Genomic DNA, 24661 nt, shown 5'->3' with positions numbered 1-24661 from the left:
AATCTAGTTCTGTCCCAGCCTCATCTAGTATTTCAAATTATCTGATTACTACAAAAGTATAAACGCCAAGGACAGATCCATCTGATTTAAAAGCTTTAACTTGAGCTGTACCTACATTTTTACCAATAGCCAGATTCCCTTTAAGTTCGATAGCATTCATTCCGTATAAAAGTAGATGGTGGGTACCCTGCATTTTGAATGGTTGACCAACAAATATTTCATGTGTAGCATCTCGAGGTTGGATACCTATCTCTTCTCCATCCACAGGTACAAAAGTAACTGTAACTTTAAATTCATCTGTTGAGTTAATTGATTCTTCTAAAGCTGGTGCAGGAACCTCGTATGTATTTCCTATTGCATTTGTTTCTAATTCAGGAGCACTAGCATAATCCACCACCGACAATAGTTGTAGCTTAGGCTACAGAAGCTAACTTACCAAAATACTTCTTCAGTTTACTTTTTAATTTTGAATTAAATTCCAACAAGTGATAACATTACAAAAATACCATGTCAAAAATTTTGTGGAAAAAATTATATATTTTACAATAAGTGTTTTATAATGAAATGTTGCAAAGCGAGTAATGCATAAAATACAGTTGATCTTTTTATTGAAAGGAATAATGAAAGCATTAATAAAGTAAACTTTTTTATAACTCGTTTTGATGTAGTTTTTGTTGCCTTTATTTAAAGTAGTTTGTAAAGCTACAAAGATTATTACATTTTATGTATGTTCCAATCGATGAAAAAGATTTTCGTAAGCTTTACAATAAAGAAAATGTATTGTTAACAGAAATAAAGGAGAATAGAAGATGACGGTAACTTTAGTGAGACACGATATCAAATATGCCGAGGCTATGCATGCGTTGTCTTCTATGCCACAGGTTCGTGATGCCCTTGGCTTACCTGCTGGCAAGGTAGAAGACACGATTCATTTTATTAAGCGTGAACGTATAGATGAAGACGAAGGTAAAACCGTTCCTCGTGTGGTTTTAAATGAGGAGGGGCAAGTCATTGGTGTTACATCTCTGATGTTTATAGACCATCATAAAAAGAGCTGTCATATCGGCTCTTGGCTTGGCTATCAATTTTGGGGGAAGGGCTATAATCTTGAAGCAAAAAAGGCTATCTTAGATATTGCGTTTTTTGAGTTGGGCTTATCACGTGTTTTTGCAGGAGCACGAAAGGTTAATATCCGTTCACAAAAAGCCCAAGAAAAGCTATCTTTTGCTCGAGTAGGGGTGGAAAAAGATTATCCTGAGGAGCATTCGTGGTTAGAAGTGAAGGAAAAGCAACCATGTGTGTTAAATGTTTTTGAACGAGAAGATTATGTCCGTTATCGAACATCACTAGAGAAGGTAGAAGGAAACAGAGAGACATTTTTACCTCAGCTTTTATTAGCGGATGAAAGTGAAGTGGCGGTTCGGAAATATTTAGATATGGGTACATTATATAAAATTAATTGTGGAGAAATGCTGGTGGGAGTGGCATTAGTCGTTCCTCAAACCGATACTACAATTGAATTGAAAAATATTGCTATTGTACCAAAGTATCAAGGGAAGGGAATAGGCAAAGAGATATTGCGACAACTTACTGAAAAATGCCAAAAGGATGGGTATCAAACGGTGTTGGTTGGAACGGCGAACTCAAGTATTGATAATATAGCCTTTTATCAAAAAGCAGGCTTTCGCATGGAGGCTATTGAAAAGGATTTCTTCAGTCATTACCCAGAACCAATTTATGAAAATGGTATTCGTGCATTGGATATGATTTTCTTTGCAAAGCAATTATAAGCAACTTCATAAAAAAATACCCGTTCAACAAATGTTGAGCGGGTATTTTTATTTACCGAGCAGTAGAGCCATTAATTTTTCCTTAGAATGAAGGAAATCGTCCAAGGTGTATTGATCTAACACGTTCAAATAGGCTTGCAAAGCTTCATACAGCACACCTTTTAATTGACATTCTGGAGCTATTTTACATAGGTTATTTTCTTTATCGAAACATTCTACAAGATGAAAATCCTCTTCTGTATGACGCACAATTTCACCAATGGTAATGGTTTTTGGATCGATAGCAAGGCGAATACCACCACCGCGTCCACGAATTGTTTCAATGTAACCTAATAACCCAAGCTGGTGTGTCACCTTCATTAAATGGTTTTTCGATATATTATAAGCATCTGAGATCTCTTGAATAGTTGATAATTGACCATCTTCCTTTGCGCCTAAATAGATAAGTGTGCGCAGAGAGTAGTCCGTGTATAAAGTTAAGCGCATCCGAACACCCTACTTTCTATAATTCAAAATAATTATAGCATTTTTACATTGAAGTATAATATCTTCAACCTATTTTTAAAGATGTATTTAAAATGCATCAAATATGTCTATTTTGTTAAAGATGTATTTTAGATATTGCTTTAAGAGAATGAAAGCGTTATATTGTAATCACGAAAGGATGGTAAGCGATATGTTAAAACAAGAAACAATTCAAATCATTAAAGCAACAGTACCTGTATTAGAAGTTCATGGTGTTGCAATCACAAAGACGTTTTATAAAAATATGTTTCAAGCTCATCCAGAACTACTGAATATTTTTAATCACACGAACCAAGAGCAAGGTCGTCAGCAAACAGCACTAGCTAATACTGTTTATGCTGCAGCAGTTCATATTGAAAACTTAGAAGCAATTTTACCAGCAGTAATGCTTATTGCACATAAACACCGTAGTTTAGGAATTCTACCTGAACATTACCCAATCGTTGGGGAAAACTTATTAAAAGCGATTAAAGAAGTACTTGGTGATGCAGCAACTGATGACATTATTGGTGCATGGGCCGAGGCATATGGCGTTATCGCAGATATTTTCATTCAAGTAGAAGAAGAGTTATACCAAAAAACTGTGAACAATGGTGGATGGCGTCTATTTAAACCATTAAAAGTGGCGAAAAAAGTTGTGGAAAGTGACTTAGTAACTTCTGTTTATTTTGTAAATGAAGATGGTTCACCTCTACCAACTTATGAACCAGGTCAATACATCTCCATTCGAGTGAAAGTGCCAGGAGAAGAGTATTTAATGAACCGTCAATATACACTTTCACAAGCAAGTGCAGAAGATGGCTATCGTATTTCAGTGAAACGTGAAAGCGATCATACGCCAAATGGTAAAGTGTCGAATTATATTCACGATCACTTACAAGTTGGAGATTTAGTAGATGTAAGTGCTCCAGCTGGATTATTTGTGTTAGAAGAAACGGTTGCACCAATTACATTTGTAAGTGGCGGTATCGGTGTAACACCTTTAAACAGTATGTTGCAATCTTTAAATGATAATGCAGCGAATGAAGTGAACTTTATCCAATGTGCTCGTAATGAGAAGGTTGTAGCGTTCAGTGATGACATTCAAGAGAAAGTAAACGTATTACCGAATGCATCATATACAGCTTTATACTCAGATGAAGACAAGCTTATTACAAAAGAATTACTAGCTGAAAAAGTAGCTGATAATGCAGATGTTTATGTATGTGGCCCTGTAGGCTTTATGGAAGCGGTTATTAAAAATTTACAGGAAATTGGCGTGAAAGATGAAAAAATTCACTATGAATTCTTTGGACCAGCCATGCAATTAGCTAAATAAAAAATGAACTCCCTGCTATGAGTAATAACTCGTAGCAGGGTTTTTTTGTTGAAATAATAAGGAAGCAGATAGACGGGGTTAACGCAATGGGGAGAACATTGTACCCTGGAATTGTAGCACGATAAAAAAGTTTGAAGCTTTCATATTGACAATATACCTATAGGGGTATAATATGAATCTCGTAAGGAAATCCAATCAATCGTTCTGAAAGGGGGCGTAACAGAATGGCATATGGTCCAAACACTGCAAACCGTGTGAAGCGTATGGAAGGTCAAATGCGTGGTATTTTACGCATGATGGAAGAAGGTCAAAGTTGTAAAGATGTGATTACACAGCTATCTGCCGTGCGTTCTGCTGTTGACCGGACGATTGGTGTCATTGTTAGTGAAAATTTACTGGATTGTGTATCGACTGCTGAAGGTAATGCTGAAAAAATGAATGCTGCTATCCAAGAGGCAATGGATTTGGTTGTGAAAAGTCGATAACTTGGATATACCCATAATCGTATAAAAGGAGGACAGATCATATGGAAATATGGATTATTATTGCGCTTATCGCAGCCTTTTTCTTTTGGCGAATGAAGCCAGCGAAGGGCGTTCAATCAATTTCTACAGCCCAATTAAAAGATATGCTGAATGATAAGGATAAGCTATTTATCGATGTACGCACGCCTGCTGAGTATAAAGGTCGGCATATCTCGCAATTTAAAAATGTTCCGCTTGGATCGAGCTTTGAAAAACTACCAAAGGATAAAGAAATCATAGTTATTTGTCAGAGTGGCATGCGAAGTAGTCAGGCTTGTAAGCAACTGAAAAAGCAGGGCTTTGAGCGTGTTTCCAATGTTCGTGGTGGAATGAGTGCATACTAGGAGGAGAAAAAATGAAAGAAATTACAGCCAAAGAAGTGCAGCAAACGATGGAGCAAGGAGGGAAGCTGAATCTTATTGATGTGCGAGAGGTAGATGAAGTAGAGGCTGGTCACATTCCAGGCGTTCTTCATATCCCGCTAGGTTTAGTAGAGTTTCGGCTACATGAATTAAATAAGAGGGAGTCGTATATTGTGGTTTGTCGATCAGGCGGACGAAGTGCTCGGGCTACTCAAATATTAGAAAGTAATGGCTTTAATGTAACTAACATGACTGGTGGTATGTTAGCTTGGGAGGGCAAAGTACAGTTATAGATTATATCTATATTTTTTTGAATAAAATAATACCTGTGTAGGTATATGAAGGATGTGGAAAGTATGAAGGCGGATTTTCAGCTAGATGCCAAGGGTCTTTCTTGCCCAATGCCGATTGTGAAAACAAAAAAAGCGATGACTGATTTAGTAGATGGTCAAATTTTAGAAGTAGCTGCGACAGATAAAGGGTCAAAAGCTGATATTGCAGCATGGGCTGAAACTGTAGGTCATCAGTATATTGGTACTTTAGAAGATAATGGTGTGCTGAAACATTATATTCGTAAATGTACAAATGACCAAATAGAAGAAATGACATTTGAACAAACAATTGATCTAGAGCAAATCACAAGTCGTAAAGGATTAATTCTTGATGTACGTGAGGAAGCGGAATTCGCTTTTGGGCATATTGCGGGAGCAAAATCGATACCAATGGGCGAACTGGAAGCACGACTTCCTGAGCTTGATAAAGAGCAGGAGATATACGTTATTTGCCGTACTGGAAAACGCAGTGACATGGCTGCGCAAAAGCTGGCTACACGTGGTTTTACGAAAGTATTTAACGTCTTACCAGGTATGACATCTTGGGCAGGCGATTTAACAAAAAACATTTAAATTGGAGGAATTTTATTATGTCGAACAAAGTAGCAATCATTGCAAGTAACGGTGGTTTATTTGATGCGTACAAGGTGTTCAATATCGCAACAGCTGCAGCAGCTTCTGAGAAAGAGGTAGCTATCTTCTTTACATTTGAAGGCCTGAATCTAATTCATAAGCAAGGTATGCATGCATTACCAATGCCAGCTGGAGCAGAACATTATGCAGAAGGCTTTACAAAAGCAAACGTGCCAGCTATTCCTCAACTAGTGGAGATGGCACAAGAATTAGGTGTGAAATTTATTGCTTGCCAGATGACGATGGATGTAATGGGTTTAACCACTGAAGATTTCATTGAGGGAATTGAAGTGGGAGGAGCTGTAACATTCCTAGAATTTGCGAAAGACGCAGCACCGTCACTTACATTCTAGTGACCTACCTATAAAAGCGGAGAGGGCACCCCTCTCCGCTATAAAAAACATAAAAATAATACCAATGGGGGTAAAGAGATGTCAATTCGAAAATGGAGCGCATCACAAGTAGCTAAAAAGGTTATTCACAATGAAGAGTTGTTTATTTTAGATGTTCGTAATGCGGATGCATTCGAAGATTGGAAAATTGATGGACATCGTTTTGAGTACTTAAATATACCGTATTTTGAACTGTTAGATGGTATTGAGTTTATTTTACCGAAAATTCCAGCTGATAAAGAAGTATTAGTGGTTTGTGCTAAAGAGGGGTCATCATTGATGATTGCTGAGATGTTATCAACAGCAGGTCGTGATGTTGCTTACTTAGCTGGAGGTATGAAATCTTGGAGTGAGTATCTAGAGCCGATCAAAGTTGGCGATTTAACAGGTGGAGGCGAGCTTTATCAATTTGTTCGTTTAGGAAAGGGCTGTCTGTCTTATATGGTCCTTTCTGAAGGTGAAGCAGCTATTATTGATGCTGTACGTTTTATAGATGTATTTATAAATTTTGCAGAGCATAAAAACGTCCAAATTAAACATGTTTTTGATACACATTTACATGCTGATCACATTTCGGGTGGTAGCCATATCGCAGAGATGACAGGCGCAACTTATTATTTGCCACCTAAAGACGCTGAGGAAGTTGTGTTCCAATATACTCCGTTAGCTGATGGAACAAATGTTCAAATCGGAGCATCAAAAATAGACGTAGGAGCCATTTATTCTCCGGGCCATACAATTGGCTCTACTTCATTTGTTGTTGACAGCAAATATTTATTAACAGGAGATATTTTATTTATCGATTCAATCGGACGTCCTGATTTAGCTGGCCTTGCTGATGATTGGGTTGGGGATTTACGAGAAACGCTTTACAAGCGTTATCGAGAATTGTCTGATGACCTTATTGTCTTACCAGCACATTTTATGATTATTGATGAGCTGAATGAAGATGGAACGGTTGCGAAACGACTAGGGGATTTATTTGTACAAAACCATGGTTTAAATATTCAAAATGAAGGAGAATTTAGACGTGTGGTAACAGATGAATTACCTCCACAACCAAATGCTTATCAAGAAATCCGTCAGGTGAATATGGGGAAAATAACACCTGCGTTAGATGAGCAAACAGAGATGGAAATTGGACCAAATCGCTGTGCTGTACGATAAAGCATGCTAAAGTGCAATGAGTATGCATGTATGCTTGTTGCATGTAAATTTCGTGAATTGAAGGCGCTCATCCTTCATGAAGATATAAAACAAGAAGAATCGGCAAAATCGCTTACAACCTTTGCCGAGTCGAAGGAGATTATGATGAAATCAAGTTTACAACTAGATGCAAAAGGCCTTTCATGTCCAATGCCTATTGTGAAGACAAAAAAAGCAATAGATACCCTAATGCCAGGGGAAGTTTTAGAAGTTCAGGTGACGGATAAAGGAGCTTTAGCGGATATTCCTGCTTGGTCAAAAGCTGGAGGCCATATCATTTTAGATCAATCTGAAGAGGCTGGTGTCATTACATTTTTCATTCAGAAAGCATAGAGCTGATTGAGGGTTGTCTATTACAGTAGAACAACCCTTCTTTCCTTTTGTTGAATACAGCCAGAAAGAAGGAAAAATAAATGGATATTGCATGGATCTTAACCATTTTACTTATTGGTTTTCTCGGTTCATTTGTATCAGGGATGTTAGGTATTGGCGGTGCCATCATCAATTTTCCAATGCTACTATATATACCACCATTACTAGGCTTTGCGGCCTTTTCGGCACATGAAGTGTCAGGGATTAGTGCGATTCAAGTACTTTTTGCTGCTCTTTCTGGTGTTTGGGTCTATCGCAAAGGCGGGTATTTAAATAAATCACTTATTATTTATATGGGGAGTGCCATATTAACGGGAAGCTTTATAGGTAGCTTCGGTTCAAAATTTTTATCAGAGTCTGGCATTAACATTGTCTATGGAATTCTTGCATTGATTGCAGCTGTGATGATGTTCATACCGAAAAAGCAAATTGATGATCAACCGATGCAGGCTGTTACATTTAATAAACCATGGGCGGTCCTATTAGCTTTCATTGTGGGTATCGGTTCCGGGATTGTGGGGGCAGCTGGTGGATTTTTATTAGTACCAATCATGCTTGTTGTCTTAGGCATCCCCACTCGTATGACCATTGCATCAAGCCTTGCTATTACGTTTATCTCCTCAATAGGAGGTACCGTCGGGAAATTGATAACAGGACAAGTTGAATATTATCCAGCCCTCATTCTAATTGTATCTAGTCTAATAGCGGCTCCTCTAGGTGCGAAAGTAGGGGGCAAGTTAAATACAAAATTCCTACAAATTATTTTAGCCGTTCTTATATTAGCAACAGCTATTAAAATTTGGATGGATATATTATAAGGGGGTATGGTAATGAAAATTGAAGTCTTTTCCGATTTTACATGTCCATATTGTTATATTGGTAAGCGAGAGCTTGAACGGGCAATTGACATTGCAGGCTATACAGGACAAGTGGAAATAGAATATAAAGCATTTCAAATAGGCCTGGATACACCGAAATTGAATGCACCATCCTTTTATGAGGCGATGGCTAAAAAATATGATGTTGCGCTAGAAGAAGTGGAAAATATGGTCAAGGGTATAGCTATGAGAGCAACGGAAGTTGGTTTGCAGTATGATTTTGCTAAGATGACAACAGCGCATACAGAAAAGGCTCATCGTTTAGCGAAGTGGACGCAGCAATTTGGTAAAGCAGCCGCTTATACTGAAGCACTAATGGCTGGTTATTTTAAAGATGGTGAAGATTTAAATAACGATGAATTTTTATTAAATGTTATTGTGCAATTGGATTTGGCTAGAGAAGTTGCGGAGGGAATATTAGCTTCAACTGATTTTAGTGAAGAGCTAGACAAGGATCGCTATGATGCACAGCAACTTGGCGTGCGGAGTGTACCGTTCTTTGTATTTGAAAATCGTTACGGTATTAAAGGTGCTGAGCCGAATGAAGTGTTTGTGCGAACTTTGCATCAAACTGCTGAAATAGCTGGTATTCAGCCAACTGTAACGATAAATGGTAATGGAGAATCGGCATGTGCTGATGGCCAATGTAAACTATAAAAACTTTAAAAATGTCGAGTGCATATTTGTACTCGACATTTTTTGATTAGAAATAAATGTATACTACAAGAGGTATTAAGTCTTGTTTTCTGTGTTATAGAACAAAATTAAATGTATAATTTAACCATTTTTATCATCTGAATGGTTCTATTTTATTGTAGTGTGAGAAAAATCACATCCAATAAATTGTTATGTTGCTAAAATATAAGTGAGAATACAAAGGGGGGTATTATAGATGAAACCTATAGTAGCGGGAGTAGCAGGAACAGTACTGTTAGCAGGCGCCATTTTTGTTGGGACGTTTGTCAGTGACAAAATTTCAGTTGATTCAAATGCGAGTGAGAAAGAAGCGACAGTGCAAACGCAATTACCAACAACAGCAGCTGCTCAGTCAGTGGTCTATGCTCCGCCGAGTATTGATGAAGTACCAGATGGTCCAATGAAAGAAGCAATATTATATGGCTATGAACTTGTTAATAACACGCATGTTGCGGCAGATGAGTATGTAGGAAACCAACTATCCTGCACAAGCTGTCATGCAGGTGCTGGCTATGACGAGCAAGCCTCATCATTAGTAGGTGTAATGGCAAATTATCCACAATACATTGGACGCTCAGGTGGTGTGGTTACAATAGAAGAGCGCATTAATGGCTGTATGGTTCGCAGTATGAATGGTAAAAAATTTGAAATGAATAGTGATGAGCTGGAGGCTATGGTAGCGTATTTCGCGTATATTTCTGAAGGCGTTCCAATTGGCGCAAAACGTGAATGGGCAGGCACTAGTGATATGAAAAATGTCCCGATTCCGAATGTTGCCGACGGTGAGGAGCTTTATGCACAGTCATGTATAGCCTGTCATGCGGCTGATGGCGCTGGTACTGGTGCCAATACTGGTCCAGCTTTATGGGGAGATAATTCCTTTAATGATGGAGCGGGTATGGCACGTATGTCAAAAATGGCTGGTTATATTCAAAATAATATGCCAGTAGGTGCAGTTGGGACTTTAACAGATCAAGAAGCTGCTGATTTAGCTGCCTTTATTTTATTGCAAGATCGTCCAGAGTGGGCAAACCATGAAAAAGACTGGCCAAAAGGCGGGCGTCCAAATGACATCATGAATAAAGAAAAACGCGAACAAATTAAAAATGGTACGATTGATTGGGAAAAAGTACTGTCTACAAATTAACGAAAAGGGATGCTGTGTGAATGGCATCCCTTTTCGCTTAATTAAAATTATAAGCTGTAACAATTTTATCTCTGTTCGTTGTGATATCTGTAAAATATTCATATAAGCAAATGCCAAGGAATGATCCACTTACATTAAAGACATTAGAAAAACCGCTATTCTGAAGGGCCATGACAGCATTATAGCTACGTTGACCAGATCGGCAATGTACATACACTGGTTGATCCTTCGGTATCTCATTCATTCTTTCCCGAAGTTCACTTAAAGGTATATTGTGCGCATTGATAAGATGACCACATTCAAATTCATTCTTTTCGCGTACGTCTAGGATGTAGGCATGATTTTCAATGAGTTTTCTTACTTCATCAACTTTTACCTGTTTGAAGTGTCCGTGTAATAGATTTTGAGCTACAAGAGCTGCCAAATTGACAATATCACGAGCAGTGCTAAACATTGGAGAATAGCTTAACTCTAGTTCCTTCAAATCTTCTAAAGTACCGCCCATTGTGATGAGGGTAGCTATAACATCAATCCGTTTATCTGCATTACCTTTACCAATAGCTTGGGCTCCAAGGATTTTACCAGTTGGTGTTTCATAAACAAGCTTGAAGTGAAGTGGATTACTATTTGGCATTAAACCTACTTTGTCAGGAGCTATCAAATAAACACTGTTTGCCTGGAATCCATTTGCTAGGGCTGTTTTTTCGTTCAAACCCGTTGTTGCACATACAAGGTCGAAAATTTGTACACTTGAAGATCCGATGACTCCTTTGTTGTGTTGAGGGATGTTATACATATGATTAGCTGCAGCACGTGCTTGTCGTTGAGCGGGACCAGCTAAAGCGAGGCGCGTCTGTTTATGGGTAAGCTGATGGAAAACTTCAATCGCATCTCCAACGGCGTATATGGAAGAATCAGATGTCACGTAATTAGCATCAACTTGAATACCTCCGAGTTCACCGATTGTTAGCCCGGCCTCTTGAGCTAAGCGGATTTCAGGGCGAACACCAATTGCTAATACAACTGCTTGTGCTTTCAATTGTTTGCCCGAATTCAACGCCACATAATCTGGTGCAACTTTTGCAAGACCGTCATTGACAATGACTTGAACTCCTTTATCAGTCATTTCTTTGTGTAATATTTGAGCCATGTCATAATCAAAAGGGGCCATAATTTGTTGCCCGAATTCAACTAGAGATACATTATAGCCTGCTAGCTTCAAATTTTCCGCTACCTCTACACCAATGAAGCCCCCACCGATCACTGCAATATCTTGTACATTATCTGTTTGTAGATATTGATTTAAACGGTCAATATCCACCACATTTCGAATGGTAAAGACGTGCTTAGAATGAATGCCCTCTAAGTCAGGAACGATAGGACTTGCTCCTGGGGATAGCACTAACGTATCGTAACTTTCCTCATAATCTCTATTCGTTTTTAAATCCTTAATGGTGATGGTTTTTTGCTTTCGATTAATGTGTACAACTTCTTGCTGAACACGAGCCTCGATATTGTATTTTGTTTGAAAGCCTTGAGGTGTCATTAAAATTAATTTGTCGCTATTTTCAACAATCCCGCTTAAATGGAAGGGTAGAGAACAATTAGAGAATGAAACATTCGGCCCTTTTTCGAACATAATAATTTCTGCCTTTTCATCGAGACGGCGAATACGTGCTGCTGTGGAGGCACCACCTGCAACGCCACCAACTACTAAAAATTTTTTACTCAATTGTAAACACTCCTTTTCTTAGTAAATACATAATGGGGTATTTAAAAGCTATTAAATAAGGGTTTTGTTTCAAAATACTAATGAATTATATAGTTTTAATACTACAAATAAATAATATACCCTTATAGGTATTTTATCAAGGTATAGACTTAATAAATTTTCCGAGGTGTTCCTTGTTAAAGAAAGTTGGTGCACAAATTTGCTATACTAGCGGTAGTAGGAAATGGAAATGGCACAGGGGGTGACACTGTTGATCTTTTTGAAGTTTTTAATCCAAATCCTTGTAGTATCGGGTTTGATTTATATTGTGAGTGGACGATTAATTGGCTCAAATATCAATTTTGTGCGAAGAGTGCTTTCAGTCGTTATTAGCGTGACATTAACCTCTTTTGTTTACTGGTATTCTTATCTGCGCCATACAGATTTTTTGTCAGAAACGATGATGCAAACAGTTACAGAGGTAAGCACACTGATTTGGATTGGAAGTATGCTACTCATTTCGATGTTGCTTTATTTGGTATTTGAGCTTTTTGACCCAAGTGGCATTACAAATGGAGATCGCCGTAACGGCCAAAAATCTTTATTATTGCGATTGCGTAGCTATTGGCGACAGCAGAAACGTCTGCGTCAGGTATTAAAAATTGCTGTTACAAACGGTGTCGTACAAACGATTAAATATGCGAGGCAACGGGAAAATGAAAAAGAGCTTGCGATTGCTTTGCGAGCAACACTAGAACAATGTGGTGGGATTTTTATCAAATTTGGCCAGGTGCTCTCCACACGAAAAGAACTTTTTTCACCTATTTTTATTGATGAATTAGAAAGGCTTCAACACCGAGTAAAGCCTTTACCGGAGGAGCAAGTGAAACAAATTTTAGAGAGGTCTCTTCCACAATCCACGGACGAAATATTTAGTCAATTTCAAATGGAGCCCATTGCAGCAGCTTCTATTGGTCAGGTGCATAAAGCGCGGCTTAAAAATTATGAAGAGGTGGTAGTCAAGCTATTGCGTCCAGAGGTAAAGGGAATTATGCGCGATGATCTTGAAATTTTAGAGGAATTTGCTAATTGGCTATCCACAAAATCGACCTGGGCAGAATCATTAGGCTTTCGAGAGCTGGCTGGTGGATTTGCAGATGGACTACGTGAGGAGATTCATTTAGATATTGAAGTACGTAATACGCTACAGGTGAAGAATGCGCTAGCGAAAAGTGATTACAAGGTTCGAATTCCTAAAATATTTACGCCTTACAGTAATGAAAATATCATTGTGATGGAGTATATTCGCGGACAAAGTGTGGCAGATGGGGCATCTGAGTTCAATCGTTTGTCTATTGATCGTAGGTCGTTTGCAAGAACGGTACTGTATTCATTTTTTGAGCAAATGTTATTCTCAGGCATTTTTCATGCAGACCCACATCCAGGGAATATCCATATAGATGAAACAGATGGCACGCCAGTCTTGCTTGACTTTGGGGCAGTAGGACGCTTAGGTGCAACACAGCAAGAAGGCTTGAAGTTATTTTTGATGGGCATTCAGCTGAATGATTCAAGCGTTTTATATGATGGTTTAACATTATTAGTGGAAAATGCTGATCATGCAGAACGTGCAAGAATGGAGCAGGCAATCGATCAAATATTACTGAAAATTTCCTATGTTGACCGTATACCTACTGAAGAATTAATCCATGCGCTATTTACAGTGGTAAGAGATTTTGGACTTGCATTTTACCCAGCGGTGGGATTGGCTCTCCGCTCCTTAGTGACGCTAGATGGCACACTACGGGTAATTGATCCACGTTTTGATATTTTTACAGAGGCAAAGGATTTTTCTGCTACATATATGCGTGCCTCTTTCCTAAAGCCTTTTAAAGAACCGATGGCAACTAAGGAGCGTCTGCAAGAAGAATTATCCATGCTGATACCGACTTTACGTAAAATGCCTAGAAGAGTCGATCAGCTCATTCAGCGGGTTGAAAGTGGAAAAATCATTTTACATCATGATGTTTTTTCGGATGAACATAATGCCCGTTTTATTACACATTTGTTCTCTCGATTTGTATTGCTGCTGGTGGGGATAACCTTTGGTATTATATCTGTCGCTCTCTTAGCTATTTCACAATTTATCCATGATTCTTATGCGGTATATTTGAACACAGCGGCTTATTTAGGTTTATTTTTATGTGCTATTTTGTTAGTGAGATTATCTATACAAGCATTAAGGTCAATGAAGCAGTAGGTAGGGGAATTTTTCCCCTACCTTTTTTATTTGATACCATGAAATATTACAAAACCATTACAAACTATTAGCTGGGTCTAATGTCGAATTAGCTAATAGTCTCCTTGTGTAGAAGAAAATGGTGTTTTGTAGAATAATGTAGTTTAAGTGCGAATGTTACAGAAGTATTTCGAGTTTTACTAATGTATTAAATAGACATGAAATAGTATAAAAGTTATGTAGAAAATGCTAAACTTTAAAAGGCTAAAATAAATATAAGAACATTTGATTAAAATAGAAATCGTTCAAGTGATTACATAGAATATCGAGAGCGAAATTGATAGATGAAGGGAAATGAAGGTAACGTGACTAAGCGTAACAAATGGCGTAAGTCGATGGTGCTAGCATTGGCACTAGCTGGCGGCTTATTATTTAATACAATTCAACCAACAGAAGTACAAGCCGAAGAAACTTCTCAACAAATGATTGAGAAAAAGGCTGAGATAGATGCACAAATTAAAAAATTACAAGAAGAACTAACGAAATTACAACAAGAGATCGATGCAAAAGTAAAGGTATTTAAACAAGTACAAGCTGATATTAAAGAAGTGGATGCTAGTATTGTTGAAACACAAAAACGCATCGAGCAACGTTCAAAAATTTTAAGTGAACGTATGGCTGCATACCAAGCACAAGACAACACTGTAGGTGTTTATTTAAACGTAGTTCTTGAAGCAAAAAGCTTTGCAGATTTAATGGACCGTGTCGTAGCGGTAAAAACATTAATGGATGCTGACCAAGAATTAGTGGATCAACAGGAAGCGGATAAAGCAAGCTTAGAGCAACAAAAAGCTACATTAGATGAAAAACAAAAAGAACTTCAAAAACAATTCCAAGAGCTTCAACAAAAGGAAAGCGAAATGGAAGTGAAGAAAGCTGAAAACGAAGCGAAATCACTTGCATTAAAAGCTGAAATTGCAACGAAACAAGAAGAAGAACGTTTAGAAGAAGAGCGTAAAGCAGCTGAAGAAGAAGCAGCTCGTTTACGTGCTCTTCAAGCAGCTACACCAGTAGTACAAGCAACTCAAAATAATGGTGGTGGCGAACCACAAAAAATTATTGTTGGGTCGGGAGCTGGTACTGTCTCTTCAGGAGATGCCATTTCAACAGCTAAACAATTTTTAGGACGTCCATATGTTTGGGGTGGTAGCAACCCATCAACAGGTTTTGACTGTTCAGGTCTTGTACAGTGGTCTTATAAACAAGCAGGTGTTTCTTTACCACGTACAGCATCACAACAATATTTAGCAACACAACGCGTTTCAGCAAGTGAAGCACGTGTTGGAGATTTAGTATTCTTCAGCTATGGTTCAGGTGTAGCACACGTAGGTATTTATTTAGGTAACAACACGATGATCGATGCTCAAAACAATGGTGTTGTAATTGAATCACTTGATTGGTGGAATCAATACTTAGTAGGCTTTGGTCGTATTCAATAAGCCTCACTATCATATAGACGATTGACATACGGAAAAGGTCATCTTTGTAGAGAAAAAAATACAAAGATGACCTTTTTATGTTGATTTTGAAGATAGATTGCTATCAAATTTTAAAATTTACTTTGATGACACCTGTCTCTTTTAAAGCAATAAAGAATATAATAACAAATGGGCCAACGAGTAAACCGATAATACCAAATAACTGTAGGCCTATGAACATGGCAATTAATGTCGGCAAAGTAGATAAACCGATATGGTCTCCCATTAATTTAGGCTCGACTACTCGACGAATAATCAGTAAAATAGCAGCTAAGATGAATAATTTTACAGCTATAGATGTGTTTCCCATCAAAAGGTGATAGAGCCCCCATGGCGCTAAAATAATGATGGAGCCTAGGAATGGTACAATATCTATTAACCAGATAATAATCGTCATCGTTACCGCATATTTCGGTTGGATTAATAGCAGTCCAATGAGTGTGACGCCTCCAATGATAAAGCTTACAAATAAGTGCGCCTTCATATAGCCAAATGTTGCATCTTTTAAGCGATTTAAAATAATTTTTATCTTTTTTGCCGTATTTGGCTTTAAATATTTATAAGTGATTTGCTTTAACTTAGGCAAATCAAGCATAAATAGGAATAGAGCAATCATATAAACGAGAAGACTGATAAATAGGCTGGGAATCTCTGAAAAGAATGCTGAAACTTTGCTATAATTAAAGAAGCTTAAAAAGAATTCTTCAACTTTCTTAATGAAATCCATTGTGGTTTTTTGAAGCGAAGCACTTACTTCAGGTGGAAAGTCTTCTGTGTATTTAGAAATATTTTCTTGCATATGAAGCCACATATCTGATAGCTTGGAAATATAATAGGGAGCTTGCTTAGACAGTAAAATTATTTGCGTCATGATTTGTGTAATGGAAAGATAGCAAATAATAGATATAACAATAACACTCACTATGTAAATAAAAGCAACTGCTATTTTCCGTGACATTTTCCATTTCCGCTTAAAGAACATGACAATTGGTTCTAAGAAAAATGCACTAATCCCAGCGAATATTAAAGGCATAGACACAGGGATAACAAAATAGGCAGCTATAAGTAGGGATAAAATCACAATCAACCGAAAAATCAATTTCCTAGCATTAAATTTATTCATAAACTCACCTTCTTTGCGAAAAAAATTAAGTTAAGTGTACCATAAATCAAATTTTATTACGTTCTGAAACAATAAAGGTAGGGATAAATTATGGAAAAAGAGATTCTGCAACTTTTTAATAATCTAACAGAGCATGATCGCGATATTCAATATGAATCTTACGAGGAATTATTGAAGATTATGCAGGAACCCGTAGATTGGACATATGCAGTTTGGGAACAGCTAATAAAAGCACTTACATACAAAAATGGATATTCTCGTGCACGTGCTGCACAAATTTTATGCGCTTTAGCTGCAAAAAGTGATCCAGAAGAAAGGGTATTGGAGGATTTCTTAAAGATTTGGGCTGTGACTTATGACGAACAATCCGTCACAGCAAGGCATGCATTACAAGCAATTTGGAAAATTGGGCAAGCAGGACAGGTACAAAGAGATCTGGTTGTGTCATATCTAGCTAAAAGATTTCAAACATGTATAGATGAAAAGCAGCCATCTCTCATTCGACAGGATATTATTATGTCATTTAAAAAGCTATATGATCAAACAAATGACTCGAAATTATTAGACATTGCCCATCGTTTAATTAATGAAGAGCAAGATGCTAAATATAAAAAGAAGTATAAGTCAGCCATCCGTTCAAAGTAGCGAGATGGTGTTTTTTTGGGCAAATTCTTTGATGATCTGTTGACTAGTCAACTATAATAAACGAAAAACTATAAGGGGTTATGGCATGAGCATTTATAATTATCTAGTACGGAAGCCTAATGGTGAAATTTTATCGATGGAAACATATCGTGGAAAAACAATGTTAATTGTTAACACGGCAAATCAATGCCGATTTACATATCAATTTGAAGATTTACAAAAAATGTATGATAAATATGGGAAAGAAAATTTTGTAGTCCTTGGCTTCCCCTGTGATCAATTTGGTCATCAAAATCCTGAAGATGGGGAGGAAACTAAGCATCTTTGCAAGGTGAACTATGGAGTCACATTCCCGATTTTTGAGCTTGTACAGGTAAATGGTGAGGCTACACATCCACTCTTTAATTATTTAAAGCATGAAGCGGATTTTCGCGAATTTGGTAAGGCAAGTATGCAGGAGAAAATGCTTGCTGAAGCAATTGTTCAACTTGCCCCAAGCTTTTTAGATGGTCGTAATATTCGCTGGAACTTTACAAAGTTTCTAGTAGATGCTGGTGGTAAGACTGTCGCGCGCTTTGAGCCAACGGATTCTCAGCTCGATATCGAACAGGCAATTGAAACACTATTATAGTCTATAAATTTTTTTAATAATGTAAAAACTTATAAAATGGTTTTAAATTTTCTCTTATAGTAGAAATATTGCTGTATGTATAAAGTTATCCATGCGCAGCACAACTATTTTTTCTGAAACATATATGATAAACTGCTTTACAAATGAATTATTCTTGCAGAATAAAGGTGCTAGTTAGCATAATCGGGAATCCGGTGAAAAACCGGAGCTGTTTCCGCAACTGTAAGTACAGCCATTATAAAGATTTACCACTGTCTCAAAGAAGATGGGAAGGTTCTTTATAACTCATTCGTTTCATGTAATGAACTGTACAAGCCAGGAGACCGACCTTTATTTGAACGTATAAAAACTTCTCGGAAGCTAGGAGGATATACGGCAAAAACATAGGCTAAGTCGAGTTTGATGGCGATCATTATGTTATTTTTGTCGTTCCTTTGCAAAAGGAGCGGCTTTTTTTATGCCTTTCATGTAAGAATTTTTCATTATAGAAAGTAGGGGGGACAGCAAGTGAAAAAAGATGCACGTTATTCTTGTTATCCATTTATGCGTGAGAAAGCTTCAACGGTCGATTTTGAAATTCGAACGGATAGCCTCACAACACATCTAGGAGTTGCATTAGCTGCAGTAAAAAAAGAGGATATTCAAGTTGTTGCAGAGGATTTAATGCTTATTTTACCTATGGCTTATCATGTCAATGGCTCAGTTCGTGGAAAACTAGCAGTAACTGAAGAGGATTTATCTTGGTTAAGTGAGCGTTATGACTTTTACGTTGGTCATGTGAAGGAAGAGATTCAAAGTTTTGTTTTACCTCAAGGAACTGAGGCCGCTGCTGCTTTACATCTTTGCCGCAGTGAAGCAAAAAAATCATATCGTACCTTACACAAAGTATCAGAAGAACGAGAGGTTCCTGCTATTCTTTTCGATTACCTTGGCTTATTAGCTAATGTATGTTTTGTCATGGCTGTTTTTATGAATCAGCAAGCAGGAATAGCTGAAATACCGTTTATTAGTAAATCATACCCAATGAAAAAGAAAAAGGAGAATAATAATGAAGAAAGTATTTAAATTCCAATGGCTATCAGTGCTCTTACTTGCACTGATATTAGCAGGCTGTGGCACTGCTGAAGATACAAAAAACAAAGATGCTTCACAGGATACACAACACACAGAGAAAACAAGCTATAAAGTGACAGATGACCGTGGTGTTGAAATAGAGTTTAATGAAGTTCCAAAAACAGTTGTATCATTACAACCAAGTAATACTGAAATCTTGTTTGCTCTAGGTGTTGGCGATAAAATTGTAGGGGCAACTGAGTACGATACTTACCCAGAGGAAGCACAAAAAATTGAACGTGTCTCTGATACTATGAATTTTAACAGTGAACGAATTTTAGCGTTAAAGCCAGATGTTGTCATTGCTTATACAATCGGTGATAAGGATGCACTAAAGCCGCTTGAAGATGCAGGAATTAATGTGTTTGTTATTCAATCTGCGACTACTTTCGATGATGTTTATGGAGATATCGAACAAATTGCTGCTGTGATGGATGTTGCTGATCAAGGAAATAAATTAAACGAAGAGATTAAAGCGAAAATTGCTGAAGTACAAACGAAGGTGAAAGACGTAAAGACGCCGAAAAATGTTTATTTAGAGGTTAGCCCTAAGCCAGACATTTATACAGCGGGCTCTAGCACTTTCCAACAAGAAATACTAGAGGCAGCTAATGTTAATAATGTTTTTTCTGAATTGAATAGTTGGGCGCAAGTTTCTGAGGAAGATGTGATTGCGAAAAACCCAGACGTTATTTTAACGACAGTAAACTATACAGAAGATCCAATAGGAGAAATTCTTGCGCGTGATGGTTGGAATACTGTGACAGCTATTCAAAACAAAGCGGTATTATCTCTTGATACAGATATCTCGAATCGACCTGGTCCACGTATTGGTGAAGCTGTAGAATTAGTAGCGAAGGCTGTATATCCAGAGTTATTTAAATAAGAAATGTTTCCATGCTAGCTGTAAGCCTTTCAGCTAGCATTTTTGATGTGGTTTTAATTATTACCTAGCGTGAAAATTGGAATTAATTTAGTTTGTTCTTTAAAATAAAAGTAAGTATGCTCGATTATTTTAGGAGGTGTAGTGATTGGAACAATTAGAGACAAAGGCGATTCCATTTGAGGCGGTCTATAATTTCCGAGACATGGGTGGATATAAGACAAGTGATGGACGTAGGGTAAAGAACGGTTTATTTTACCGCTCAGCCGCTCTTGGGAAAATGACACTGGCGGATAAAGAGCTATTTGAAACGTTAGGGATTAAAACCATTTTTGATTATCGTGATAATAGTGAGGCGTATCATAATCCTAACCCTGTGTTCTCACACGCTCAATATATTCAAATTCCAGCGAAGGGCAATCATTCTTTTGAAATGCCTACAAATGCTGGGGGGAGAGATTTCTATAAAGTAGTGAGCCCTGAAATGTTCCGGGATTTTTATGCACAAATGCCGTTTAATAATCCTTCATTTAAAGAGTTATTGCTAACTATTCAAAACCCTGATAATTTAGGACTTGTTCATCATTGTGCAGTCGGAAAAGACCGAACAGGGATAGGAGGGGCCCTTATATTGCTAGCTTTAGATGTCCCTGAGGAGACGATTATGGAAGACTATTTAGATACGAATATACATTTACGTCCAATGGTAGAAAGAATGGCTCAGGCTATTCAGCATCAGTATAATGACCAAGAGCTACAGCAATTTTATGCATTAATGTCCGCTCGCGAAGACTATTTACAAGCAGCATTGGAAGCTATGGATCGCCGTTATGGTTCAAAGACTGGGTTTTTAGAGCAGGAGTTTGGCCTAACAATTGAAAAACGAGAGCAATTGCAATCCTATTGCTTAATTTAAAATGGCCCCTTTCACACTTAAGTGAAAGGGATTTTTTACGTGGAAGCGCTGTCTTCCTATAAACCTCTTTACAGTCTGAAAATTTGTGATAAGATACAATAGATTTTTAAGAAAATATAGGAGAAGTGAAAGTATTGGCAGACACAATTAAAGAGACAAATAAGTTAAGTCTATTCCATTTAACATGGCCTATCTTCTTAGAAGTATTTCTATTTATGTTGATGGGACTAGCCGATACTTTTATGCTCAGTGCTTTATCAGATAATGCTGTATCAGGAGTAGGTGCAGCCAATCAATATATCCATATAGCTATCTTGATACTGGAAGTAGTGGGCAATGGTGCATCTATTGTTGTTTCACAGTATTTAGGTTCAAGACGCTTTTTTGAAGCAGCGAAGATATCGGCGTTAGCGGTCACAATGAATTTGGTCGTTGGACTTTTAATGAGTATTTTATTTTTCTTCTTTGCGAGACATTTGATGACGATGATGAACTTGCAGGGAGAAGTACTCCACTATGCACAAAGTTACTTAGTCATCATTGGGAGTTTTATTTTCCTACAGGCAATTATTAATGCACTTGCTGCAATTATTCGTGTTCATGGTTGGACAAAACAAACTATGTACGTATCATTTGGCATGAACGTCTTACATGTTGTGCTAAACTACGGTCTTATATTTGGGAATTTAGGTTTACCAGAGCTTGGTGTGAAAGGAGCGGCTATTTCCTCTGTCATTAGCCGCGCTTTAGCTGTACTAGTATTTTTCTGGTTGCTATATCAGGTAATGGAAGTGCGCGTGAAGTTACAATATTATTTTGAGTATTCAAAGGAATATGTAAGGAAAATACTAAACATTGGTTTACCATCTGCATTTGAGCAGGTACTTTATCAGTTTTGTCAGATCATCTTTTTATATTATGCGACTTACTTAGGCGCAGAAACACTAGCAGCACGACAGTATGCTATGAATATTTCGATGTTTACGTATTTATTTGCAATTGCCATTGGTACAGGAACGGCCATTATTATTGGTCGTCATGTAGGTGCAGGAGAGAAAGATGAGGCGTATCATCAGCTATGGAAAAGTGTTCGTGCAGCATTTGTTTTTACGATTATTATGGTCGCGGTCGTTACGATTTTCCGTAAGCCCCTCATGCAAGTTTTTACTGATAATCCAGAGGTCATTAAGATTGGAGCGTCCGTGTTAGCTCTAAGTATTTTGCTAGAGACTGGCCGCACGATGAATATCGTTGTTATTAACTCTTTACGTGCTTCTGGAGATGCCAGATTCCCTGTGAAAATTGGTTTTCTATCGATGGTTTGCATGAGTCTTCCGCTTGGCTATTTATTTGTATTTGTGTTGGATTGGGGCTTGGTTGGAATTTGGCTAGCGATTTCAGCAGATGAATGGGTACGTGCAATTATCGTATACTTTAGATGGAAAAGCCGTAAATGGGAGCGTTATGCTCTCGTTTCACCGAACGACGAGAAGGAGGCATAGAAATGGGCGCATTATCTAAACGTGCTATAGGAGCAGCATTAATGGATCAACATATCACACTTTTTGCTTGTCCTATATGTCAGCAATCAATGCATGTCTATGAGCAGGGGAGATTGGTTTGTTCTTCTAATCATTCTTTTGATATTGCGAAGCAGGGCTATGTCAACATGCTGACACATAACGCTGCTTCTAAATATAGTAAGAGTCTCTTTGAATCCCGCAAGGCTGTTATTGATAGTGGAATTTATGATGCTGTAGAAGCGCGAATCGGTGAGCTTATAACCTCTGCAAAAACGGTGCTAGATACTGGTTGTGGAGAGGGATCACATTTAGCTCGCATTATGAAAGATACAGATCATGGTGTTGGCATTGGTATCGACATAGCAAAGGAGGGTATTTTGGCTGCCGCACGTCATTATCCACAACAAATTTGGTGTGTAGGTGATTTAGCTAAAAGTCCATTTGCTAAAGCAAGCTTTGATGCGATTTTAAATATTTTATCGCCTGCAAATTATGAGGAGTTTAAACGACTTCTTACACCGAATGGCTGTCTTGTAAAGGTTGTACCGCAAAGTGGCTATTTGCAGGAGCTGCGTGCTCAATTATATGCAGATTCAAACAAGGAAACTTACTCCAATGAACAAATTGTGGCTCGTTTTCAAGCTAGCTTTCGGGAGGTAAATGTAGAACGTGTAACTTATACTTTACCGCTTGCAAAAGAACTAGTACCTGCGTTATTAGAGATGACGCCAATGGGCTGGCATAAAAAAGAGGAAACAGCCATTGTCTTAAATGAAATTACGATTGATGTGGATCTGTTAGTAGGGAAGGGTTAAGTTGGTCACCTGCAATTGCAGTATACTGGTCTTTTCGATTACAATGGGAATAAACATTGAATAAGGTAGGAATGTAACAGTGTATAAACTAGCAGCAAATGTTGTCAAAGTAATATTAAAATTAATGGGTTCAAAGGCTCGTGTATATGGAGAAGAAAACTTGCCGAAAGAGGGCGGGTTTATTATCGCTTGTACACATACAGGCTATGTTGATATTTTAAACCTTGGTGTAGCCATGTACCCTCGTGAAATTCACTTTATGGCAAAGAAGCAATTATTTGAAATGAAAGGGCTTGGCTGGCTTGTTAAGCATTTAAATGCTTTTCCAGTAGACCGTGATAATCCTGGGCCGAGCGTGATTAAAATTCCTTCACAGTTATTGAAGGAAGGTAAAATTGTAGGGATTTTCCCCTCTGGTACACGCAGCACAGAAGGAACGGATTTAAAGCAAGGAGCCATTACCATTGCACAATTGGCAAAGGCGCAAATCGTTCCAGCTGCTTACGTTGGTGCGCGTAATGCTGGTGATGTGATGAAGCGTGGCAAAGGCTATTTAATTTATGGTGAGCCATTTTATGTAACAGGTAAGGGCAAAGAAGGTCGTGAGCAGTTTACTCAACACCTTGAGCATGAGCTTGTTGCTCTAACAGAAGAATTACAAAAACGTATTCCCGTAAAATAAAAGCAAATGGCACTCAGAATCAAATTGATTTTGAGTGCTTTGTTGTAGGAGGAAAATAAAATGATTCGAGTACTTTTCGTATGTTTAGGTAATATTTGTCGCTCTCCCATGGCAGAGGCGGTCATGCGTGACTTGGTGAAGAAAGAGCATTTAGAAAAAAAAATTGAAGTGGATTCTGCTGCCACTAGCTCATGGCATATCGGTGAACCTCCTCATCGGGGTACACAGGATAAGCTTAAGGAATACGGTATTTCCACAATAGGCATGAAAGGTCGACAATTACTAAAGGCTGATTTTGAAAAGTTCGCTTATATTATTGGTATGGATGAAAGCAATATTCGCAATATCCGAACGATGCTAGGTAATCCTCACTCACCAAAGGTTTTTCGTTTTTTAGATTTAACAGCGCATGGCAAAGATGTCCCTGACCCTTACTATACAGGTGATTTTCAGGAAACCTATGATTTAGTACAAGAAGGCTGTCAGGCATTACTAGCAAAAATTAAACAAGAGCTGTTGTAAGGTGGCGCTAAAAACGTAAATTTTAACAGCGATTTCTTCAGAAAAATGCTACCTTAAACATTGGTATATCTAGCTTTGTAAGCATCATTGTGTTATTATTTGCAGAGTAAAGATACGATAAGTATTTAATTACCATTTACAGATA

The 24661-nt window shown here is 37.8% G+C and carries 27 protein-coding genes and 1 riboswitch; of the genes, 23 read left to right on the top strand and 4 right to left on the bottom strand.

The window, feature by feature from the left end; translation table 11 throughout:
• Positions 1-37: 37 nt before the first annotated feature.
• Positions 38-403: a BLB8/JUQZ-1 family protein gene (locus JTI58_RS06700; RefSeq protein ID WP_205445983.1), complete on the bottom strand. Its 366-nt coding sequence runs from the start codon at positions 401-403 to the stop codon at positions 38-40.
• Positions 404-809: 406 nt separating this feature from the next.
• On the opposite strand from JTI58_RS06700, the gene JTI58_RS06695 reads away from it, so the two are divergent.
• Positions 810-1790: a GNAT family N-acetyltransferase gene (locus tag JTI58_RS06695; RefSeq protein WP_205445982.1), complete on the top strand. Its 981-nt coding sequence runs from the start codon at positions 810-812 to the stop codon at positions 1788-1790.
• Positions 1791-1838: 48 nt separating this feature from the next.
• On the opposite strand, the gene JTI58_RS06690 is transcribed toward JTI58_RS06695, so the two are convergent.
• Positions 1839-2276 (bottom strand): Rrf2 family transcriptional regulator, encoded by a 438-nt coding sequence (locus JTI58_RS06690; RefSeq protein WP_004231845.1) that lies wholly within the window; start codon positions 2274-2276, stop codon positions 1839-1841.
• A gap of 190 nt (positions 2277-2466) precedes the next feature.
• Here JTI58_RS06690 and hmpA point away from each other — a divergent pair, with 190 nt between their 5' ends.
• From hmpA to JTI58_RS06635, 11 genes are all read left to right on the top strand, one after another.
• Complete coding sequence (gene hmpA / locus JTI58_RS06685) at positions 2467-3633, top strand: NO-inducible flavohemoprotein (RefSeq protein WP_205445981.1); 1167 nt, start codon at positions 2467-2469, stop codon at positions 3631-3633.
• Between the two features lie 224 nt (positions 3634-3857).
• Positions 3858-4118, top strand: a complete 261-nt coding sequence (locus tag JTI58_RS06680; protein WP_016992895.1) for a metal-sensitive transcriptional regulator — start codon at positions 3858-3860, stop codon at positions 4116-4118.
• A 41-nt stretch (positions 4119-4159) separates the two neighbouring features.
• The gene (locus tag JTI58_RS06675) at positions 4160-4501 is read left to right on the top strand and encodes a rhodanese-like domain-containing protein (protein WP_205445980.1); all 342 of its coding nucleotides are present in this window, start codon (positions 4160-4162) and stop codon (positions 4499-4501) included.
• 11 nt (positions 4502-4512) lie between these two features.
• On the top strand, positions 4513-4812 hold the full coding sequence (locus JTI58_RS06670; protein WP_205445979.1) for a rhodanese-like domain-containing protein: 300 nt from the start codon (positions 4513-4515) through the stop codon (positions 4810-4812).
• A gap of 63 nt (positions 4813-4875) precedes the next feature.
• Positions 4876-5424 (top strand): sulfurtransferase TusA family protein, encoded by a 549-nt coding sequence (locus JTI58_RS06665; protein WP_243456340.1) that lies wholly within the window; start codon positions 4876-4878, stop codon positions 5422-5424.
• A gap of 17 nt (positions 5425-5441) precedes the next feature.
• Positions 5442-5837, top strand: a complete 396-nt coding sequence (locus JTI58_RS06660; RefSeq protein ID WP_048394137.1) for a DsrE/DsrF/DrsH-like family protein — start codon at positions 5442-5444, stop codon at positions 5835-5837.
• 78 nt (positions 5838-5915) lie between these two features.
• Positions 5916-7043, top strand: a complete 1128-nt coding sequence (locus JTI58_RS06655; protein ID WP_205445977.1) for an MBL fold metallo-hydrolase — start codon at positions 5916-5918, stop codon at positions 7041-7043.
• Between the two features lie 144 nt (positions 7044-7187).
• Positions 7188-7415 carry a sulfurtransferase TusA family protein gene (locus JTI58_RS06650; protein ID WP_431844407.1) on the top strand — a complete coding sequence of 76 codons (228 nt, stop codon included), beginning with the start codon at positions 7188-7190 and terminating at the stop codon, positions 7413-7415.
• Positions 7416-7495: 80 nt separating this feature from the next.
• Positions 7496-8272 (top strand): sulfite exporter TauE/SafE family protein, encoded by a 777-nt coding sequence (locus JTI58_RS06645; protein ID WP_205445976.1) that lies wholly within the window; start codon positions 7496-7498, stop codon positions 8270-8272.
• A gap of 12 nt (positions 8273-8284) precedes the next feature.
• Positions 8285-8989 carry a DsbA family oxidoreductase gene (locus JTI58_RS06640; protein WP_205445975.1) on the top strand — a complete coding sequence of 235 codons (705 nt, stop codon included), beginning with the start codon at positions 8285-8287 and terminating at the stop codon, positions 8987-8989.
• 235 nt (positions 8990-9224) lie between these two features.
• Positions 9225-10175 carry a c-type cytochrome gene (locus JTI58_RS06635; protein ID WP_205445974.1) on the top strand — a complete coding sequence of 317 codons (951 nt, stop codon included), beginning with the start codon at positions 9225-9227 and terminating at the stop codon, positions 10173-10175.
• Positions 10176-10212: 37 nt separating this feature from the next.
• On the opposite strand, the gene JTI58_RS06630 is transcribed toward JTI58_RS06635, so the two are convergent.
• On the bottom strand, positions 10213-11907 hold the full coding sequence (locus tag JTI58_RS06630; protein WP_205445973.1) for an FAD-dependent oxidoreductase: 1695 nt from the start codon (positions 11905-11907) through the stop codon (positions 10213-10215).
• Positions 11908-12157: 250 nt separating this feature from the next.
• Between JTI58_RS06630 and JTI58_RS06625 the strand changes: the two genes are divergently transcribed.
• Together JTI58_RS06625 and JTI58_RS06620 are read left to right on the top strand one after the other, a co-directional pair.
• A complete protein-coding gene (locus JTI58_RS06625) occupies positions 12158-14146 on the top strand; it encodes an ABC1 kinase family protein (RefSeq protein WP_205447168.1) in 1989 nt (662 codons plus the stop codon).
• A gap of 323 nt (positions 14147-14469) precedes the next feature.
• Complete coding sequence (locus tag JTI58_RS06620; RefSeq protein ID WP_205445972.1) at positions 14470-15624, top strand: C40 family peptidase; 1155 nt, start codon at positions 14470-14472, stop codon at positions 15622-15624.
• 103 nt (positions 15625-15727) lie between these two features.
• Here the strand turns inward: JTI58_RS06620 and ytvI are convergent, their stop codons facing one another.
• On the bottom strand, positions 15728-16786 hold the full coding sequence (gene ytvI / locus JTI58_RS06615; protein WP_205445971.1) for a sporulation integral membrane protein YtvI: 1059 nt from the start codon (positions 16784-16786) through the stop codon (positions 15728-15730).
• Between the two features lie 90 nt (positions 16787-16876).
• Between ytvI and JTI58_RS06610 the strand changes: the two genes are divergently transcribed.
• The 9 genes from JTI58_RS06610 (at position 16877) to JTI58_RS06570 (ending at position 24516) form a co-directional block, all read left to right on the top strand.
• Positions 16877-17431, top strand: a complete 555-nt coding sequence (locus tag JTI58_RS06610) for a hypothetical protein (RefSeq protein ID WP_205445970.1) — start codon at positions 16877-16879, stop codon at positions 17429-17431.
• Positions 17432-17516: 85 nt separating this feature from the next.
• Positions 17517-18062, top strand: a complete 546-nt coding sequence (locus JTI58_RS06605; RefSeq protein ID WP_205445969.1) for a glutathione peroxidase — start codon at positions 17517-17519, stop codon at positions 18060-18062.
• Between the two features lie 148 nt (positions 18063-18210).
• Positions 18211-18408: riboswitch (cobalamin riboswitch) on the top strand.
• Between the two features lie 161 nt (positions 18409-18569).
• Positions 18570-19127, top strand: a complete 558-nt coding sequence (locus tag JTI58_RS06600; protein ID WP_205445968.1) for a hypothetical protein — start codon at positions 18570-18572, stop codon at positions 19125-19127.
• The gene (locus tag JTI58_RS06595) at positions 19111-20061 is read left to right on the top strand and encodes an ABC transporter substrate-binding protein (protein WP_205445967.1); all 951 of its coding nucleotides are present in this window, start codon (positions 19111-19113) and stop codon (positions 20059-20061) included. The genes JTI58_RS06600 and JTI58_RS06595 overlap by 17 nt, the downstream gene beginning before the upstream one ends.
• A gap of 145 nt (positions 20062-20206) precedes the next feature.
• The gene (locus JTI58_RS06590) at positions 20207-20974 is read left to right on the top strand and encodes a tyrosine-protein phosphatase (RefSeq protein ID WP_205445966.1); all 768 of its coding nucleotides are present in this window, start codon (positions 20207-20209) and stop codon (positions 20972-20974) included.
• A gap of 134 nt (positions 20975-21108) precedes the next feature.
• Positions 21109-22476: an MATE family efflux transporter gene (locus JTI58_RS06585; RefSeq protein WP_205445965.1), complete on the top strand. Its 1368-nt coding sequence runs from the start codon at positions 21109-21111 to the stop codon at positions 22474-22476.
• A gap of 2 nt (positions 22477-22478) precedes the next feature.
• Positions 22479-23312 (top strand): putative RNA methyltransferase, encoded by an 834-nt coding sequence (locus JTI58_RS06580; protein WP_205445964.1) that lies wholly within the window; start codon positions 22479-22481, stop codon positions 23310-23312.
• A gap of 79 nt (positions 23313-23391) precedes the next feature.
• Positions 23392-23994 carry a lysophospholipid acyltransferase family protein gene (locus tag JTI58_RS06575; protein WP_205445963.1) on the top strand — a complete coding sequence of 201 codons (603 nt, stop codon included), beginning with the start codon at positions 23392-23394 and terminating at the stop codon, positions 23992-23994.
• 60 nt (positions 23995-24054) lie between these two features.
• Entirely contained in the window at positions 24055-24516 is a 462-nt protein-coding gene (locus tag JTI58_RS06570; RefSeq protein WP_205445962.1) for a low molecular weight protein-tyrosine-phosphatase, read from the top strand.
• Positions 24517-24661 lie beyond the last annotated feature (145 nt).

The organism is Lysinibacillus fusiformis, assembly GCF_016925635.1.
In the GTDB taxonomy this organism is placed as follows: Bacteria; Bacillota; Bacilli; order Bacillales_A; family Planococcaceae; genus Lysinibacillus; species Lysinibacillus fusiformis_F.
This window is presented reverse-complemented; position numbering and strand designations above follow the sequence as displayed.

Coding starts and splice junctions, on each gene's coding strand:
- JTI58_RS06620 (WP_205445972.1), top strand. CDS start 14,470: ATGAAGGGAAATGAAGGTAACGTGACTAAGCGTAACAAATGGCGTAAG.
- hmpA (WP_205445981.1), top strand. CDS start 2,467: ATGTTAAAACAAGAAACAATTCAAATCATTAAAGCAACAGTACCTGTA.
- JTI58_RS06570 (WP_205445962.1), top strand. CDS start 24,055: ATGATTCGAGTACTTTTCGTATGTTTAGGTAATATTTGTCGCTCTCCC.
- JTI58_RS06660 (WP_048394137.1), top strand. CDS start 5,442: ATGTCGAACAAAGTAGCAATCATTGCAAGTAACGGTGGTTTATTTGAT.
- JTI58_RS06640 (WP_205445975.1), top strand. CDS start 8,285: ATGAAAATTGAAGTCTTTTCCGATTTTACATGTCCATATTGTTATATT.
- JTI58_RS06655 (WP_205445977.1), top strand. CDS start 5,916: ATGTCAATTCGAAAATGGAGCGCATCACAAGTAGCTAAAAAGGTTATT.
- JTI58_RS06635 (WP_205445974.1), top strand. CDS start 9,225: ATGAAACCTATAGTAGCGGGAGTAGCAGGAACAGTACTGTTAGCAGGC.
- JTI58_RS06595 (WP_205445967.1), top strand. CDS start 19,111: ATGAAGAAAGTATTTAAATTCCAATGGCTATCAGTGCTCTTACTTGCA.
- JTI58_RS06665 (WP_243456340.1), top strand. CDS start 4,876: ATGAAGGCGGATTTTCAGCTAGATGCCAAGGGTCTTTCTTGCCCAATG.
- JTI58_RS06645 (WP_205445976.1), top strand. CDS start 7,496: ATGGATATTGCATGGATCTTAACCATTTTACTTATTGGTTTTCTCGGT.
- JTI58_RS06680 (WP_016992895.1), top strand. CDS start 3,858: ATGGCATATGGTCCAAACACTGCAAACCGTGTGAAGCGTATGGAAGGT.
- JTI58_RS06675 (WP_205445980.1), top strand. CDS start 4,160: ATGGAAATATGGATTATTATTGCGCTTATCGCAGCCTTTTTCTTTTGG.
- JTI58_RS06690 (WP_004231845.1), bottom strand. CDS start 2,276: ATGCGCTTAACTTTATACACGGACTACTCTCTGCGCACACTTATCTAT.
- JTI58_RS06610 (WP_205445970.1), top strand. CDS start 16,877: ATGGAAAAAGAGATTCTGCAACTTTTTAATAATCTAACAGAGCATGAT.
- JTI58_RS06670 (WP_205445979.1), top strand. CDS start 4,513: ATGAAAGAAATTACAGCCAAAGAAGTGCAGCAAACGATGGAGCAAGGA.
- JTI58_RS06580 (WP_205445964.1), top strand. CDS start 22,479: ATGGGCGCATTATCTAAACGTGCTATAGGAGCAGCATTAATGGATCAA.
- JTI58_RS06605 (WP_205445969.1), top strand. CDS start 17,517: ATGAGCATTTATAATTATCTAGTACGGAAGCCTAATGGTGAAATTTTA.
- JTI58_RS06695 (WP_205445982.1), top strand. CDS start 810: ATGACGGTAACTTTAGTGAGACACGATATCAAATATGCCGAGGCTATG.
- ytvI (WP_205445971.1), bottom strand. CDS start 16,786: ATGAATAAATTTAATGCTAGGAAATTGATTTTTCGGTTGATTGTGATT.
- JTI58_RS06650 (WP_431844407.1), top strand. CDS start 7,188: ATGAAATCAAGTTTACAACTAGATGCAAAAGGCCTTTCATGTCCAATG.